General features: G+C 61.9%; 14 protein-coding genes. 10 read left to right on the top strand and 4 right to left on the bottom strand.

Going from position 1 to position 17,394, the window contains the following annotated elements; all coding sequences use genetic code 11:
* Window positions 1-40: 40 nt before the first annotated feature.
* The 4 genes from AB5975_14935 to AB5975_14920 form a co-directional block, all read right to left on the bottom strand.
* A complete protein-coding gene (locus AB5975_14935; GenBank protein XDR17999.1) occupies window positions 41-1,399 on the bottom strand; it encodes an amino acid permease in 1,359 nt (452 codons plus the stop codon).
* A gap of 56 nt (window positions 1,400-1,455) precedes the next feature.
* Window positions 1,456-2,397, bottom strand: a complete 942-nt coding sequence (locus AB5975_14930; GenBank protein ID XDR17998.1) for an AEC family transporter — start codon at window positions 2,395-2,397, stop codon at window positions 1,456-1,458.
* Between the two features lie 155 nt (window positions 2,398-2,552).
* On the bottom strand, window positions 2,553-3,113 hold the full coding sequence (locus AB5975_14925) for a response regulator transcription factor (protein XDR17997.1): 561 nt from the start codon (window positions 3,111-3,113) through the stop codon (window positions 2,553-2,555).
* Entirely contained in the window at window positions 3,113-4,369 is a 1,257-nt protein-coding gene (locus AB5975_14920; protein ID XDR17996.1) for an ATP-binding protein, read from the bottom strand. Before AB5975_14920 ends, AB5975_14925 begins: the two co-directional genes overlap by 1 nt.
* Before the next feature lie 201 nt (window positions 4,370-4,570).
* On the opposite strand from AB5975_14920, the gene AB5975_14915 reads away from it, so the two are divergent.
* From AB5975_14915 to AB5975_14870, 10 genes are all read left to right on the top strand, one after another.
* Window positions 4,571-5,287 carry an SIMPL domain-containing protein gene (locus tag AB5975_14915; GenBank protein ID XDR17995.1) on the top strand — a complete coding sequence of 239 codons (717 nt, stop codon included), beginning with the start codon at window positions 4,571-4,573 and terminating at the stop codon, window positions 5,285-5,287.
* 329 nt (window positions 5,288-5,616) lie between these two features.
* Complete coding sequence (locus tag AB5975_14910; GenBank protein XDR17994.1) at window positions 5,617-7,242, top strand: ABC transporter substrate-binding protein; 1,626 nt, start codon at window positions 5,617-5,619, stop codon at window positions 7,240-7,242.
* 147 nt (window positions 7,243-7,389) lie between these two features.
* A complete protein-coding gene (locus AB5975_14905; protein XDR17993.1) occupies window positions 7,390-8,982 on the top strand; it encodes an ABC transporter substrate-binding protein in 1,593 nt (530 codons plus the stop codon).
* A 229-nt stretch (window positions 8,983-9,211) separates the two neighbouring features.
* The gene (locus AB5975_14900; GenBank protein XDR17992.1) at window positions 9,212-10,591 is read left to right on the top strand and encodes an OprD family porin; all 1,380 of its coding nucleotides are present in this window, start codon (window positions 9,212-9,214) and stop codon (window positions 10,589-10,591) included.
* Window positions 10,592-10,669: 78 nt separating this feature from the next.
* Window positions 10,670-12,280 carry an ABC transporter substrate-binding protein gene (locus AB5975_14895; protein ID XDR17991.1) on the top strand — a complete coding sequence of 537 codons (1,611 nt, stop codon included), beginning with the start codon at window positions 10,670-10,672 and terminating at the stop codon, window positions 12,278-12,280.
* A gap of 93 nt (window positions 12,281-12,373) precedes the next feature.
* The gene (locus AB5975_14890; GenBank protein ID XDR17990.1) at window positions 12,374-13,384 is read left to right on the top strand and encodes an ABC transporter permease subunit; all 1,011 of its coding nucleotides are present in this window, start codon (window positions 12,374-12,376) and stop codon (window positions 13,382-13,384) included.
* Window positions 13,385-13,394: 10 nt separating this feature from the next.
* On the top strand, window positions 13,395-14,321 hold the full coding sequence (locus tag AB5975_14885) for an ABC transporter permease subunit (protein XDR17989.1): 927 nt from the start codon (window positions 13,395-13,397) through the stop codon (window positions 14,319-14,321).
* A 10-nt stretch (window positions 14,322-14,331) separates the two neighbouring features.
* On the top strand, window positions 14,332-15,300 hold the full coding sequence (locus AB5975_14880; protein ID XDR17988.1) for an ABC transporter ATP-binding protein: 969 nt from the start codon (window positions 14,332-14,334) through the stop codon (window positions 15,298-15,300).
* On the top strand, window positions 15,300-16,268 hold the full coding sequence (locus tag AB5975_14875) for a peptide ABC transporter ATP-binding protein (GenBank protein ID XDR17987.1): 969 nt from the start codon (window positions 15,300-15,302) through the stop codon (window positions 16,266-16,268). The genes AB5975_14880 and AB5975_14875 overlap by 1 nt, the downstream gene beginning before the upstream one ends.
* Before the next feature lie 271 nt (window positions 16,269-16,539).
* Window positions 16,540-17,364 (top strand): helix-turn-helix domain-containing protein, encoded by an 825-nt coding sequence (locus AB5975_14870; protein ID XDR17986.1) that lies wholly within the window; start codon window positions 16,540-16,542, stop codon window positions 17,362-17,364.
* Window positions 17,365-17,394 lie beyond the last annotated feature (30 nt).

Below are 17,394 nucleotides of genomic sequence, written 5' to 3'. Positions count from 1 at the left end.
CTTCGCGGTCACGCCCGCGAAGAGGCTGGTACTGCCTTGCCTATTTGGCCTGGCGAGCCTTCTTCAGCTTGAAGGCCACCCACAGTACGGCAATCCAAGCCGGGATCAGCATCACCGAGATGCGAATCGGCGGGGTCAGGTACATCACCACCAATATCAGCACGATGAACGCCAGACACAGGTAGTTGGTCAGCGGGTGCCCCAGGCTTTTGTAGAAGGGGATGATGCCGGCAGCCAGCTTGGCCTTGCGGAATTTCAGATGAGTAATGCTGATGCTCGCCCAGTTGATCACCAGCGCCGACACCGCCAGCGCCATCAGCAAGCCAAAGGCCTCGCCCGGCATCAGGTAGTTGATCAGCACGCACAGGCCGGTCGCGAAGGCCGACACGCCCAGCGCGGTCAGCGGTACACCGCTGCGGCTTACCTTCAGCAGCTGGCGCGGCGCATCACCTTGGCTAGCCAGGCCGAACAGCATGCGGCTGTTGGCGTACACACAGCTGTTGTACACCGACAGCGCAGCCGTCAGCACCACGATATTGAGGATGGTCGCCACCAGGTCGCTGTCCAGCTCATGGAAGATCATCACGAACGGGCTACCGCCCTGCACTACCTTCTGCCACGGGTACAGCGACAACAGCACCGCCAGGGCACCGATGTAGAAGATCAGGATGCGGTACACCACTTGGTTGGTGGCTTTGGGGATGCTCTGGCGGGGGTTGTCGGCTTCGGCGGCGGTGATACCCACCAGCTCCAGGCCGCCGAACGAGAACATGATCACCGCCAAGGCCATCACCAAGCCGCTGACGCCGTTAGGGAAGAAGCCGCCGTACTGCCACAGGTTGGCCACGCTGGCATCCGGGCCGCCATGGCCGCTGCTCAACAGCCAGGCGCCAAAGCCGATCATGCTGACGATGGCCACCACCTTGACCAGGGCGAACCAGAACTCCATCTCGCCGTAGACCTTCACCTGGGTCAGGTTGATCAGGTTGATCGCCACGAAGAAGATCGCCGCGGTGGCCCAGGTAGGAAACTCCGGCCACCAGTACTGCACGTAGATGCCGACCGCCGTCAGTTCGGCCATGCCGACCAGCACGTACACCACCCAGTAATTCCACCCCGAAACGAAGCCGGCGAACTCGCTCCAGTACTGGTGGGCGAAGTGGCTGAAACTACCGGCGACCGGCTCTTCCACGACCATTTCGCCCAACTGGCGCATGATCAGAAAGGCCATCAGGCCGGCGATGGCATAGCCCAGCAGCACGGAGGGGCCGGCCAGCTGGATGGTCTGGGCGATGCCCAGAAACAACCCGGTACCGATGGCCCCGCCCAGCGCGATCAGCTGGATATGGCGATTCTTCAGCCCGCGCTGTAACCGCTCGGGCGTGCTCTGGTCTTGCATGAAGTGTCCTTTAGCTCAGTGAGGCAGTGCTGTTGCTGTTATTTGCAGTCAAGGATCTAGATCCATCCGCCCCACTGCAAGATGAAAATACCAATGTTGGTGGTGATTGCCGCCATTAGCGTGGTAATGACGATGATCGACGCCGCCAGCTCATGGTTACCATTGGCCGCCCGCGCCATCACGTAGCTGGCCGCAGCGGTCGGGCTGCCGATGTAGAGGAACAGGATGCCCAACTCCGCACCGCGAAAGCCACACAACCAAGCCCCCAGGGTACCGAGCAACGGCAAGCAGACCATCTTCACCAGGCTGGCATCGATGGCCAGCCGGCCACAGTCACGCAGCGCCGCCAGCGACAAGGTGCCACCGATGCAGATCAGCGCCAGCGGCAGGGTCATCTGCGCCAGGTAGTCGCCCGAGGTCAGCAGCCAGTTGGGCAACGGCACCTGGCCGTAAGCCATCGGGGTAGCCACCAGCACGCTGATGATCAACGGGTTGCTGAAAATGCTCTTGCAGATGCTCCATGGGTCGGACTTGAGGTCCGGGCTGTACACCGCCAGCACCACCGCCGACAGCGAGTTGTACATGAGGATGACCAGGCCCGCGAGCACCGCCCCCAGGGAAATACCATAGTCACCGTACAAACTGGCGGCCAGGGCCAAGCCGATCACGCCGTTGTTGCCGCGAAATGCGCCCTGGGTATAGATGCCCCGGTCGGCCAGCGGGCTGCGCCAGATGGCCAGGCCCCAGGCAATGGCGAAGCCGACCAGGGTGGCAGCGATGAAGTACAGCATGACACCGGGTTTGACTGCTGCGGCCAGGTCGGCGTGATAGATACCGAGGAACAGCAGCGCCGGCATGCACACGTTGAACACCAGCTGCGAGGCGACGCGGTTGAAGTTGTCGTCGATCAGGTGGATGCGTTTGAGCAGCACGCCCATGAACAGCATGGCGAAAACCGGTGCCGTGATGTTCAGCGTCTGGATAAGAAGGGCGAGCATGCGCAAGCGATCCTGGAGGGGGTTGCCATTAGGCGGCTAATAATACGCCAACGGCCGGAATTTGCGGGGATCGCGGGGTGTTATACATAAATTTCTGTCAGTGCCGGCTTCTTCGCGGATAAACCCGCGAAGAAGCCGGCCCTTTGAGCAAAGAATCAGCGCCGAACCGGCCGTTTCTGCAGCTTGCGCTGCAAGGTCCGCCGGTGCATGCCCAGCGCCCGCGCGGTGGCGGAGATATTGCCCTCGTGCTCGTTCAGAACGCGCTGGATGTGCTCCCACTGCAGGCGGTCGACCGACATCGGGTTTTCCGGCACCAGCGTATCCAGGTCGGTGTGCTCCGACAGCAGTGCTGCCAGCACATCATCGGCGTCAGCCGGCTTGCACAGGTAGTTGCAGGCACCGCGCTTGACCGCCTCCACCGCAGTGGCAATGCTCGAATAGCCGGTCAGGATCACCACGCGCATTTCTGGGTCCAGCTCAAGCAGCTTGGGCAGCAGCACCAGGCCCGAGTCGCCGTCCATCTTCAGGTCCAGCGTGGCGTAGTCCGGCAGGTCCTGCTGAGCCAGGATCAAGCCTTCCTCGGCAGAACTGGCAGTGCTCACGCGGAAACCGCGACGGCTCATGGCCCGGGCCATGACCCGGGTGAAGGTGGCATCGTCATCCACCAGCAGCAGGTGCGGCAGCTCTTCGCTTTCGACCTGGTTTTCTTCGCTCATCATTCATCTCCTCGCTTGCCATAGGGCAGGCGCAGTTCGGTCAGGGTGCCACCCTGTTCATGACTATAGAGTTTTACCGAACCGCCCGCACGGGTCACGCTGGCCTTGCTCAAGAACAGGCCCAGGCCGAAGCCTTTGCCCTTGGTGGTAATGAAGGGTTTGCCGATGGCTTCGGCAATGGCCGGCGGCACGCCGGGGCCGTGGTCGCGGATGCTGATGACGATGTCCTGGGCGTCCCAGTCAAGGCGCACTTCCAGGTCATCGGGGCAGGCATCGGCAGCATTGTTCAACAGGTTCAGCAGCGCCTGGGTAAGGTCCGGTGGCGGTGTCAACCGAGGCACCTTGCCGTCGCGCAGACGCTGGAAGCGGTAACTGGCTTCCGGGCGCATCAGGTGCCAGCGGTTCAGCGCTTCGTCCAGCCATGCAGTCACATCCTGCTCGACGATCGCCAGGCGTCGGTTGGCTTCGGCAGCGCGCACCAGCTGTTGCAAGGTTTCCTTGCACAGCTTTACCTGGTCCTGGAGGATCTGCAGGTCCTCCTGCAACAGCGGGTCGGTATGGTCCTGGCGCATTTCGTTGATCAGCACGCTCATGGTCGCCAGCGGCGTACCCAGCTCATGGGCGGCACCGGCAGCCTGGGTGGCCACGGCCAGCAACTGCTCGTCGCGCAGGCTTTCTTCACGCCGTTCGGAACGCAGCTGCTCCTGGCGGCGCAGCTCTTCGGCCATGCGCGCGGCAAAGAAGGTGATCACGGCCGCCGCCAGGGCAATACTCAGCCACATGCCGTAGACCTGCATCTTGTCCCGCGCCATGGGCAAGCCTTCGAGCGGGTAGAACTGCACCAGCAGCAGGCTGTAGGCCGTCAGGGCGATGCCAGACAGGATCAGCGAATACAGCCACGGCAAGGTCACCGCAGCAATCGCCAGCGGCACCAGGTAATACGAAACGAACGGGTTGGTCGAACCGCCGGAGTAATACAGCAAGGCGCTGTGGATCAGCAGGTCACAAGCCAGCTGCAGGGCATACTCCATTTCGGTGACGGGCAGCGACAAGCGCAGGCGCAGGGCCGTGAAGGCACACAGCAGCGAAGACAAGGCCAAGGTGCCGGCCAGCGACAGCCAGGGCAACGGCAGCAGTTCGGTCCAGTAGGCAACGCCCACCGAGCCAGCCTGGGCAGCCAGGACCAGGACCCGAATGACGGTCAGGCGCCAGAGGTTCTGACGGGTAGCGGACAACGGTTGTACGGCAGCGAGCATGAGCTCTCCTGATGAGTGCTCCAGAAAATCGGCTGGAGTATACCGAAGCCTGGCGCCTAGCTGCAGCGATGCGGCAAAGCGCCACACTTTGTCACAGGTTGATGATGGCACTTTTGAACCCACTACACTGTTGCCGGTCTGATGGGCCATGCGTGGAATGGACAACCAGACGCCACGCCTTTTATTGCCAAGGAGTACCACATGCAAATCCCACGTCGCGGCACCGCCTTCATCCTGTCTTGCGGCCTGCTCGCCAGCCTGCCGGCGCTGGCGGCCGATGAACCGCGTTTCAACCAGGTATCGCTGCGTGCCGAAGTCAGCAAGGAAGTGGCGCGCGACCTGATGGTCGTGACCTTGTACAGCGAAGCGCAGAACAGCGACCCGGGCAAGCTCGCCAAGCAGATCACCGAAACCATGAACAAGGCCGTGCAGCAGTCGCGTCAGGTCAAGGACGTGAAGATCAGCCAGGGAAGCCGCAACAGCTACCCGGTATATGACAGCAAGGGCCAGAAGATCACCGGCTGGCGCGAGCGCGCCGAACTGCGCCTGGAAAGCGCCAACTTCCCGGCCTTGTCCCAGCTGACCGCCGACCTGCTGCAAGAGCTGAAAATGGGCGGCATGGACTTCTCCATCGCCCCGGCCACGCGCAAGGCCAGCGAAGATGCACTGCTCAAGGATGCGGTCGATGCCTTCAAGGCACGCGCGCAGCTGGCCACAGAAGCGCTGGGCGGCAAGGGCTACAAAGTGGTCAACCTGAACCTCAACAGCAGCGGCTACCCACGCCCGTACCTGCGTAGCGCACCGATGGCGATGAAGGCCATGGGGGCTGATGAAGCGGCACCAGCGCCGGATATCGAAGCAGGCACCAGTGAAGTGAGCATGAATGCCGATGGCCTGATCGAAGTGCAGATGCCTTAACGGGTTCACGAAACACCTGTGGGAGCGGCTGCGCTCGCTCTCCCAGGTATCGCGTCAAATTCAGATTTTCAGAAGCTTCCTACGCACCATTAAGGTGCCTCCTACATATACTCCCGCCTCGAAACATCCTGCAAAATGCCATCATTTTGCCCGCGCAAACGTTTAACTTCGCCGAAAGTTATACCGATGCGACATCCATGTACGGCCGTACCACTTTTCCGGCGCCAACTATCCTTCTTCCTGTTGCATTGGGAACACCCCCTGCATAAGTATCCGCAGGTCGGCTCACGAGGCCACCTCATCCAAAAAATGACAACAATGAGGCCACCATGCTCAAACACGCAGTCATTCCGTTCCTGCTTGGCGCAGGCTTGCTCACCGGTGCACCGTCGGCCTTGGCCGCGTCCAACCTGGTGTTCTGCTCCGAGGGCAGCCCGGCCGGTTTCGACCCGGGGCAGTACACCACCGGGACCGACTTCGACGCCTCGGCCGAGACCGTGTTCAACCGCCTGACCCAGTTCGAACGTGGTGGCACGGCCGTCATCCCGGGCCTGGCGACCAAATGGGAAGTGTCCGACGACGGCAAGACCTACACCTTCCACCTGCGCGAAGGGGTCAAGTTCCATACCACCGACTACTTCAAGCCCAGCCGCCCGTTCAACGCCGACGACGTGTTGTTCACCTTCAACCGCATGCTCGACAAGGAGCAACCGTTCCGCAAGGCCTACCCCACCGAGTTCCCGTACTTCACCGACATGGGCATGGACAAGAATATCGCCAAAGTGGAGAAGCTCGACGAGCACACGGTGAAGTTCACACTCAACGAAGTCGACGCCGCGTTCATCCAGAACCTGGCCATGAGCTTCGCCTCGATTCAGTCCGCCGAATACGCCGACCAGCTGCTCAAGGACGGCAAGGCCGCCGACATCAACCAGAAGCCTATCGGCACTGGCCCGTTCGTGTTCAGCAAGTACCAGAAGGACGCGCAGATCCGCTTCAAGGGCAACAAGGACTACTGGCAACCCGATGACGTGAAGATCGACAACCTGATCTTTGCCATCACCACCGATGCCTCGGTGCGCATGCAGAAGCTGAAAAAGAACGAGTGCCAGGTCACTTTGTTCCCCCGCCCGGCCGACATCGAGCCACTAAAGCAAGACCCCAAGCTAAAAATGCCTGACCAGGCCGGTTTCAACCTTGGCTACATCGCCTACAACGTGATGGACAAGATCAAGGGCAGCAACGACGCCAACCCCATGGCCCAGTTGAAAGTGCGCCAGGCGCTGGACATGGCCGTGGACAAGAAAAAGATCATCGAGTCGGTCTACCAAGGTGCCGGTCAGCTGGCAGTCAATGCCATGCCACCCACGCAATGGTCCTATGACACCAGCATCAAGGACGCCCCGTTCGACCCCGAAAAAGCCAAGCAACTGCTCAAGGAAGCTGGCATCAAGGAAGGCACCGAAATCACCCTGTGGGCCATGCCGGTGCAACGCCCGTACAACCCCAATGCCAAGCTGATGGCCGAAATGCTCCAGTCCGACTGGGCCAAGATCGGTATCAAGGCGAAGATCGTCAGCTACGAATGGGGCGAGTACATCAAACGCTCCAAAGGCGGCGAACAGGGCGCCATGCTGATTGGCTGGAGCGGTGACAACGGTGACCCGGACAACTGGCTGGGCACCCTCTACGGCTGCGATGCCGTGGATGGCAACAACTTCTCCAAGTGGTGCTACAAGCCCTACGACGACCTGATCAAGCAGGCCAAGGCCACTTCCGACCAGGCCAAGCGCACCGAGCTGTACCAGAAGGCGCAGCACATCCTCAAGGAGCAGGTACCGATCACACCGATCGCTCACTCCACCGTCTACCAGCCCATGAGCGCCAAAGTGAAGGATTACAAGATCAGCCCATTCGGACTGAACTCCTTCTACGGCGTCAGCGTGGACAAGTAGGCTGACCCGGGCACCCGCTGAGCGGCGGGTGCCCTTCCATCCTTGCCACCCTTTCATGTCGTCCTGCTGCTATCCGCCGCGGGAGCGGCGAACTGTTGCCGTCATTCGTACAACGAGGCGGCGCAAACAGACGAAAAAGGACTTGCCATGCGTCACGCTACCCGCCTTTCGACCCTATTGGCCCTGGGCCTGATCAGCCAGTCCCCGGCCCTGCTGGCCAACAACCTGGTGTTCTGCTCCGAGGGCAGCCCAGCCGGCTTCGACACCGCTCAGTACACCAGCGCCACCGACAACGACGCCGCCGAACCCATCTACAACCGGCTGGTCGAGTTCGAACGGGGTGGCACCGCCGTGCAGCCTGCCCTGGCAACTCGCTGGGAAGTGTCCGACGACGGCCTGCGCTACACCTTCCACCTGCGTGAAGGGGTGAAATTCCACAGCAACAAGGCCTTCAACCCAAGCCGCGAGCTCAACGCCGACGATGTGTTGTTCACCTTCAACCGCATGCTCGACAAGGGTCATCGGTTCCGCCAGGCCTACCCTACCGAGTTCCCCTATTTCATCAGCATGGGCCTGGACAAGAATATCGCTCGCATCGAGAAGGCCGGCCCGCTGACCGTGGTGTTCACCTTGAACACGGTCGATGCTGCGTTCATCCAGAACCTGGCCATGAGCTTCGCCTCCATCCTCTCCGCCGAGTACGCCGACCAGTTGCTGGCCAGCGGGCGCCCCAGCGACATCAACCAGCAGCCGATCGGTACCGGGCCGTTCGTGTTCCAGCGATACCAGAAGGATTCGCAGATCCGCTACAAGGGCAACAAGGACTATTGGGCACCGAATGAGGTGAAGATCGACAACCTGGTGTTCTCGATCAACGTCGACCCCTCGGTGCGCATCCAGAAGCTGCGCCGCAATGAGTGCCAGGTCACCCTGCACCCGCGCCCGGCCGACCTGCCGGCGCTCAAGGCCGACAGCACGTTGCAGGTGTTGCAGCAACCAGGCTTCAACCTCGGCTACATCGCCTACAACACCCAGCACCCACCATTCGACCGCCTGGAAGTGCGCCAGGCAATGGACATGGCGGTGAACAAGCAAGCCATCATCCAGGCGGTGTATCAGGACTCCGGCCAACTGGCGGTGAACGCCATGCCACCCACCCAGTGGTCCTATGACGAAAGCCTCAAGGACGCCCCCTACAACCCGGAAAAGGCCAGACAGCTGCTGCAGCAGGCCGGTGTCAAACCTGGCACCGAGGTCACCCTGTGGGCCATGCCGGTGCAGCGCCCATACAACCCCAACGCCAAGCTGATGGCCGAAATGCTTCAGGCCGACTGGAACAAGCTCGGCTTCAAGGTACGCATCGTCAGCTATGAATGGGGCGAATACCTCAAGCGCATGAAAAGCGGTGAGCACGACATCGCCCTGATCGGCTGGACCGGTGACAACGGCGACCCGGACAACTGGCTGGGCACCCTCTACAGCTGCGATGCCATCGGCAGCAACAACTATTCGCTGTGGTGCGACCCGCAGTACGACAGCCTGGTCAAGCAGGCCAAGCAGGTGACCGACCGTACGCAGCGCACCGCCCTGTACCAGCAGGCCCAGCAGCGGCTCAAGCAGCAGGTACCGATTACCCCGGTGGCGCATTCCACGGTGAACCAACCGCTCAGCGTCAAGGTTTCCGAATTCAAGGTCAGCCCGTTTGGGCGCGATGACTTTTCCGGTGTGAGTGTTGACTGATCTTTAGCCCTCAAGGGCCACTTCGCGGGTGAACCCGCTCCCACAGAGATCTTCACAAACCAGGCGTCTGCGCAGATCCCTGGGGGAGCGGTTTACCCGCGAAAAGGCCAGCACAGGCAGCACGCCCCCCCAACTCAGCCCGGCGATCCCGTGGCAACCCAGGCAACACCGCAACACCCACCCGGCCCACAAGGCCGGCAATAACTAGAAAACAATGGGAGCTTCAACCTTGAGAATATTCACCCTGACCGCACTGGCGTTATCCATCAGTGCCTTATCCACCGTGGCCCAGGCCGACCCGCAAAGCCAGGCCTACATCCCGCTCACCCTCAAAGGCAGCAGCGAGCAGGCGCAGGCCAGCGGCTTCATCGACGGCCAGAGCCTGTCTGGCAGCACCCGCAACTGGTACGCCCGCGAACGCGCCGCACGCGCCCCGCTGTGGAAGTACTACAAAAGCGACGGCACCCGCCACCCCACCCACAGCCGGGAAAACTGGGTACAAGGCAGCATCCTCAACTACAGCTCCGGCTTCACCCAAGGCACCGTGGGCATCGCCGTCGAGGCCGCTGGCTACAACGCCATCGCCCTGCAACAGAGCCGCGAAGCTGTCGCCGGCCCCAACAACCGCACCCTGACCCACAGCGATGGCGACCCCATTGGCCAGTGGAGCAAACTGGGCCTGGGCAACATCAAGGCACGGGTGTCCAACACTACCCTTACCCTCGGCCGCCAGTCGGTTGACACCCCGATGATCGCCTACATCGGCAACCGTGCCCTGCCGTCGAGCTTCCAGGGCGCGTTCCTGCACAGCGCCGAGTTCGATAACCTCAGCTTCGACCTGGGCACCTTCGACCGCGTCTCGCCACGTACCGAGCAGAGCCTCAGCAAGTTCCGCAGCGAATACAGCGCCACTGGCGTGGAAACCGACCGCGCCAGCACCGCCGGCATCAACTACCAGCCGTTCAAGAGCCTGAGCACCAGCCTGTACGCCACCAAGGTCGACGATTTCTGGAACCAGTACTACTTCGGCGCCAACCACGTGCTCGGCGACAGCGCAGTGCTCAGCCTGAGCACCGGCCTGAACTACTACAAGACCGTCGACGCCGGCAGTCAGAAAATGGGCAAGATCGACAACGACACCTACAGCCTGTCGTTCGACCTGACCCACCAGGCCCACACCCTCGGTGCCTCCTGGCAGCAGGTCAACGGTAACGAGTACTTCGACTACCTGCACGAAACCAACGGCATCTACCTGGCCAACTCACTGCTGTCGGACTTCAACGGCCCCAACGAAAAATCGCTGAAGATCTCCTACGTACTGAACATGGCGCCCTACGGCGTACCAGGCCTGAAGTTCAACCTGTACAACGCCCGCGGCTGGGGCATCGACGGCACTCACTATCGCGGTACAGCCTACGACGTGAATGGCCTGGATGGCGAAACCCACTACGAGTGGGGGATCGGCACCAGTTACGCGGTGCAGAGCGGGCCGCTGAAAGACACCAGCATCCGCGCCACCTACACCACCCACCGCGCCAGCAAGGCCCAGGGTGATGGCAGCCTGGATGAGTTCCGCGTGGTGACCACCATCCCATTCAACATTCTCTGACCGCCGGCGCCACGGCCCACTTCGCAGCGGGCCGTGGCGACTACGCTGGAATCAATGCAAGCAGGGAGCCTTCAACCCATGCAGAGAGCTTTCATGAAATCGCTACCGCTACGCCTGGCCCTGGCCGCCCTGGTGCTGGGCAGCACCACGCAACTGGCCGCCAAACCACTGGTGGTGTGTACCGAGGCCAGCCCGGAAGGGTTCGACGTTGTTCAGTACACCACGGCGGTCACTTTCGACGCATCGTCCGAAACCGTGTTCAACCGCCTGGTCGATTTCAAGCCCGGCACCACCGACATCCAGCCGGCACTGGCCGAACGCTGGGACATTTCGCCAGACGGCCTGACCTACACCTTCCACCTGCGTCACGGGGTGAAGTTCCACACCACCGACTACTTCAAGCCAACTCGCGAATTCAATGCCGACGATGTGCTGTGGAGCCTGAATCGCCAGCTTGACCCGAATCACCCATGGCATGACAAGACCAGCGTGGGCTATCCCTACTTTGAAAGCATGGCCTTCAAGGAACTGCTCAAGTCGGTGAGCAAGAGCGACGACAACACCGTGGTGATCACCCTCACCCGCCCGGAAGCCCCGTTCCTGCATGACATGGCAATGGGCTTCACCTCGATCTATTCCGCCGAGTACGGCGACAAGTTGCTCGAAGCTGGCAAAACGGCCGAGCTGAACAGCAAGCCGATCGGCACTGGGCCGTTCATCTTCCAGCGCTACAACAAGGATGCACAGGTCCGTTTCAAACCGAATCCCGAATACTTCCGCGGCAAACCACCCGCCGATGCCCTGGTCTTCGCCATCGCTACCGATAGCAACGTACGACTGCAAAAGCTACGCGCCAACGAATGCCAGGTCGCGCTCTACCCCAAACCGGATGATGTGCCGTCGATCAAGGCTGACCCCAAGCTCAAGGTGGCCGAGATCGAAGCGCTGGTCACCGGTTACATCGCCATGAATACCGAGCACCCATACCTGAGCGATGTGCGCGTGCGCAAAGCCATCAACATGGCCTTCGATCGCCAGACCCACGTCGATCAGCTGTTTGGCAAGGGCAACGCGCTGGTGGGCGTCAATCCATACCCGCCGACCATGATCGGTTACAACACCAGTAACAAGAACCCGCCGCGCGACCTCGACAAAGCACGCGCCCTGCTCAAGGAAGCTGGCGTTCCGGAAGGCACGGTGATCACGCTGTTCACCCGCAACGGTGGCGGCATGACCAACCCTAATCCGCGCCTGTCCGCCGAGATGTTACAGGCCGACCTGAAACAGATCGGGCTGAAGCTGGATGTCCGCGTGATGGAGTGGGCGGAAATGCTGCGCCGCGCCAAGAAGGGCGAAGCGGACCTGGTGTCCACCGGCTGGGCAGGCGACAACGGTGACCCGGATAACTTCCTTACCCCGCTGCTCAGCTGTGACGCGGCCAAAACCGGCGAGAACTACGCCCGCTGGTGCAACTCGAAATTCCAGGAACTGATTACCCGCGCCCGCGAGGTGATCGACAACGACGAACGTGCAAGGCTCTATAGCGAGGCATTGAAGGTGTACGATGACGACCAACCCTGGATCAGCATGGCCCATCCGAAGATGTTCACCGCCATGCGTGACAACGTTGAGGGCTACGTGATCAGCCCTCTGACCAACAACAACTTCGCCACCACCAAGGTGAAGTAGAACAACAACGACCGCCGGCAACCCACACGGGCACCGGCGGCACTGCCGTACCGGGCTGATCGCCCCACGGCCTGATGAGGTAAGACCCCGACAATGTTGAGTTTTATTGCCCGGCGCCTTGGCCTGCTGATACCGACCTTTTTCGGCATCACCTTGCTGACCTTCGCGCTCATACGCCTGATCCCCGGCGACCCGGTGGAAGTGATGATGGGCGAGCGCAGGGTCGACCCCGAAATGCATGCCCAGGCCATGGAGCGCCTGGGCCTGAACAAGCCACTGCCGGTCCAGTACCTGGACTACATCGGCAAGCTGGCCCAAGGTGACCTCGGCGAATCGCTGCGCACCCGCGAAAGTGTGTGGAACGAGTTTCTCACCCTGTTCCCAGCCACCCTGGAGCTGGCCTTCGCCGCTTTGCTATTCGCCGGCATTGTCGGCCTGCTGGCCGGGGTGATCGCCGCACTCAAGCGCGGTTCGCTGTTCGACCACGGTGTAATGGGCATTTCACTGGCCGGCTATTCGATGCCAATTTTCTGGTGGGGCCTTATCCTGATCATGTTCTTCTCGGTGAGCCTGGGCTGGACGCCGGTGTCCGGGCGCATCGACCTGCTCTACGACATCGAGCCGAAGACTGGCTTCATGCTGATCGATACCTTGCTCAGCGACGAAGAAGGTGCGTTCAAGGACGCGGTGATGCACCTGATTCTGCCGGCCATCGTGCTCGGCACCATCCCGCTGGCGGTGATCGCCCGCATGACCCGCTCGTCGATGCTCGAAGTGCTGCGCGAAGACTACATCCGTACCGCACGCGCCAAAGGCCTTTCGCCAGCCCGCGTGGTGTTCGTGCACGGCCTGCGCAACGCCCTGATCCCGGTGCTGACCGTATTCGGCCTGCAGGTCGGCACGCTGCTGGCCGGTGCGGTACTGACCGAAACCATCTTTTCCTGGCCGGGCATCGGCAAGTGGCTGATCGAAGCCATCGGTGCCCGTGACTACCCCGTGGTCCAGAACGGCATCCTGTTGATCGCCTGCCTGGTGATTCTGGTCAACTTCGTCGTAGACATCCTCTACGGCCTGGCCAACCCACGCATCCGTCATCAGCGCTGAGGCCCTTGCCATGACTAGCCCGATTGCAAAATCCGTGTCGCCGGCCAGCCCGGTGGACCAGAGCCTGCTCTACCCCTCGCCGTACAAAGAATTCTGGCAAGCCTTCGCGCGCAACAAGGGCGCGGTGATGGGCCTGGCCTTCATGTGCCTGGTGGTGTTCTGCGCCCTGTTCGCGCCGTGGGTCGCCCCGCATGACCCGAGCGAGCAGTACCGCGATTTCCTGCTGACCCCGCCGGTGTGGCTGGAAGGCGGCACCTGGCAGTTCATCCTCGGCACCGACGAACTTGGCCGCGACCTGCTTTCGCGGCTGATTCAGGGTGCACGGTTGTCGCTGCTGATCGGCCTGTCGTCGGTCGTGATGTCGCTGATCCCTGGCATTTTCCTCGGCCTGCTGGCCGGTTTCTTCCCGCAACTGCTCGGCCCATCGATCATGCGCCTGATGGATGTGATGCTGGCGTTGCCGTCGCTGCTGCTGGCGGTGGCCATCGTCGCTATCCTCGGCCCTGGCCTGATCAATACGGTGATCGCCATCGCCATCGTGTCCCTGCCCTCCTACGTGCGCCTGACCCGCGCCGCCGTGATGGGCGAGCTGAACCGCGACTACGTCACCGCCGCACGCCTGGCCGGTGCCAGCCTGCCACGGCTGATGTTCGTCACCGTGCTGCCCAACTGCATGGCGCCACTGATCGTGCAGGCCACCCTCAGTTTTTCCTCGGCCATCCTCGACGCCGCCGCGCTGGGCTTTCTTGGCCTCGGCGTACAACCGCCAACCCCCGAGTGGGGCACCATGCTGGCTTCGGCCCGAGACTACATCGAGCGTGCCTGGTGGGTGGTCAGCCTGCCCGGCCTGACCATTCTGCTCAGTGTGCTGGCAATCAACCTGATGGGCGACGGGCTGCGCGATGCGCTGGACCCTAAACTCAAGAACGCCGCCTGAGGAGAACGCCATGTCACTGTTGCAGATCAACAACCTCAACGTGCGCTTCGGCGACGCCAATGCGGTACCGGTCGTCGACGGCCTGGACCTGGCGGTGGAGGCCGGCGAAATCCTGGCCATCGTCGGCGAGTCCGGCTCGGGCAAATCGGTCACCATGATGGCCTTGATGGGCCTGATCGAAGCCCCTGGGCGTATTACCGCCGACGCCCTCACCTTCGATGGCACGGACATGCTCAAGCTCAGCGGCCGGCAACGACGCAAAGTGGTTGGCAAGGATATCGCCATGGTCTTCCAGGACCCGATGACCGCACTCAACCCCAGCTATACCGTGGGTTTCCAGATCGAAGAAGTGCTGCGCCAGCACCTGGGCCTGAAGGGCAAGGCCGCGCGCCAGCGTGCCCTCGAACTGTTGAAAAAAGTCGAGATCCCGGCTGCAGAAAGTCGCCTGGATGCTTACCCGCACCAACTGTCCGGCGGCATGAGCCAGCGTGTGGCGATAGCCATGGCGATTGCCGGCGAGCCCAAGCTGTTGATCGCCGACGAACCGACCACCGCGCTGGACGTGACCATCCAGGCGCAGATCATGGAGCTGCTGGTCAACCTGCAGAAAGAGCGCAACATGGCGCTCATCCTGATCACCCACGACCTTGCCGTGGTCGCCGAAACCGCCAGGCGGGTGTGCGTGATGTACGCCGGCCAAGCCGTGGAAGTGGGCCAGGTGCCGGAGCTGTTCGACGTGCCCGCCCACCCGTACAGCGAAGCCTTGCTGGCAGCAATCCCCGAGCACAGCATCGGCGCCGAACGCCTGGCCACCCTGCCTGGCATTGTCCCTGGGCGCTACGACCGCCCTGTCGGCTGCCTGCTGTCGCCGCGTTGCCCGTACGTGCAGGACACATGCCGGCGCCAGCGCCCGCCTCTCGACCCACAGGCCCATAGCCTGGTGCGTTGCTTCTACCCGCTGAACCAGGAGGTGGCGTAATGGCCGTCGTTCTATCCGCCCGGGAGCTTACCCGGCATTACGAAGTCTCCCGCGGGCTGTTCAAGGGCCACGCGCTGGTCCGTGCGCTGAATGGCGTGTCGTTCGAACTGGAGGCGGGCAAGACTCTGGCCGTGGTCGGCGAGTCCGGCTGTGGCAAGTCGACCCTGGCACGCGCCCTGACCTTGATCGAAGAGCCATCGTCCGGCTCACTGCAAATTGATGGCACCGAAGTGAAAGGCGCCAGCAAGGCTGAGCGCAAGCAACTGCGCCGCGATGTGCAGATGGTGTTCCAGAGCCCCTACGCCTCGCTCAACCCACGGCAAAAGATTGGTGACCAGCTGGCCGAGCCACTGTTGATCAACACCTCGCTGAGCAAAGCCGAGCGCCGCGACAAGGTGCAGAAGATGATGGAACAGGTTGGCCTGCGCCCCGAGCACTACCAGCGTTACCCGCACATGTTCTCTGGCGGCCAGCGCCAGCGTATCGCCCTGGCGCGGGCGATGATGCTGCAACCCAAGGTGCTGGTAGCGGACGAACCGACCTCGGCGCTGGACGTGTCGATCCAGGCGCAGGTGCTGAACCTGTTCATGGACTTGCAAAAAGAGTTCAACACCGCCTACGTGTTCATCTCGCATAACCTGGCGGTGGTACGGCATGTGGCAGACCAGGTACTGGTGATGTACCTGGGGCGGCCGGCGGAAATGGGGCCTAAAGAGGATATCTACGAGAAGCCGCTGCATCCCTATACCCAGGCGCTGCTGTCGGCGACACCGGCCATTCATCCCGACCCGCTGAAGCCGAAGATCCGCATTGTCGGGGAGCTGCCCAACCCGCTGAACCCGCCGGATGGGTGTGCATTTCACAAACGTTGCCCGTATGCGACGGAACGGTGTGCCAAAGAGGTGCCGGCGTTGCGGCAGGTGAGTACGCGGCAGGTGGCTTGTCACTATGCCGAGCAGTTCCTTTAGCCTTTAGATAGCTGGGGCCGCTTTGCGGCCCCAGGTTCTCAATGCATGAAGAACCAGATCAGAATGATCACCGGAATCGGCACCCCAATCATCCAAAGCAGTATCGAGCGCATGGCCTTTCTCCTTGTTCGATGGTGACAAGAAAGGTGCAGCCCTCATGCCAGCTGTATCAAAAAATTACATCCATATGAATCAACGGTTTACTCCAAAGGCCGCTTGAGCGAACCGTGCAATATGCAGGATCCACACCCTTGCACCTGGGTGTTCTGCAATGCACTATCTCCCAATGACCGCCACCGCCCTTCCTGACGGCCCCGAGCAAACCCCGCTCACCGCCGACACCGTGCTGCGCTACCACCTGTGCTGGAAGCACCGCGACCTCGACGGCGTCATCGCGCTGTACCACCCCGACATCCAGTACCACGACTTCTTCCAGAACCGCGTGCTCGGCTACCAGGCGCTGCGCGACTACGTACGCGCCTGCCTGCCCCACGAAGCCGGCGAAGACATCGTCCACAGCGACCGCATCCGCGTCGATGGCTGCACCGCGTTCATCCAGTACCAGGTCACAGTCCAGGGCGGCGACGGCCTGGTGGCGTTCCAGTCCAGCGAAGCCATCACCGTCAAAGACGGGCTGATCTGGCGGGTCAACGAATACGCCACGCTTGTTCGCCAGAACGGCAGCGGCCACGCCGGCAGCGGCCCACGCCCGGCCACCAGCCGCCTGGGCCTGTCACCCCGGCAGTTGTCGACCATGGCCCAGGACCTGGAGCACTACTTCCAGCGCCAGCGCCCCTACCTGGACCCGGAGCTGGACCTGCAGCAAGTGGCCGACGCCAGTGGCTATAGCCGCAACCAAATCTCCTACCTGCTGAACCAAGTGCTGGGGCAAAGCTTCTACCGCTACGTCAACCAGGCCCGCCTGCAGCACCTGATGGCCAGCCTCGACGACGACCGCGTCGAGGCGACGATCGACGAGCTGGCGTTCAGCGCCGGCTTCAACTCGCTGTCAGCGTTCTACAAGTGCTTCCGTGAACACACCGGGCTCACGCCCAAGGCCTACCTGAAGCAAATTTCCCTGCGTGCACGCACGTAAGACAGCCGCCTACCGACATCACTAGGATCG

Source organism: Pseudomonas putida (assembly GCA_041071465.1).
GTDB lineage: Bacteria > Pseudomonadota > Gammaproteobacteria > Pseudomonadales > Pseudomonadaceae > Aquipseudomonas > Aquipseudomonas putida_P.
The sequence above is the reverse complement of the archived record's forward strand: the minus strand, read 5'-3'. Positions and strand labels throughout refer to the sequence as shown.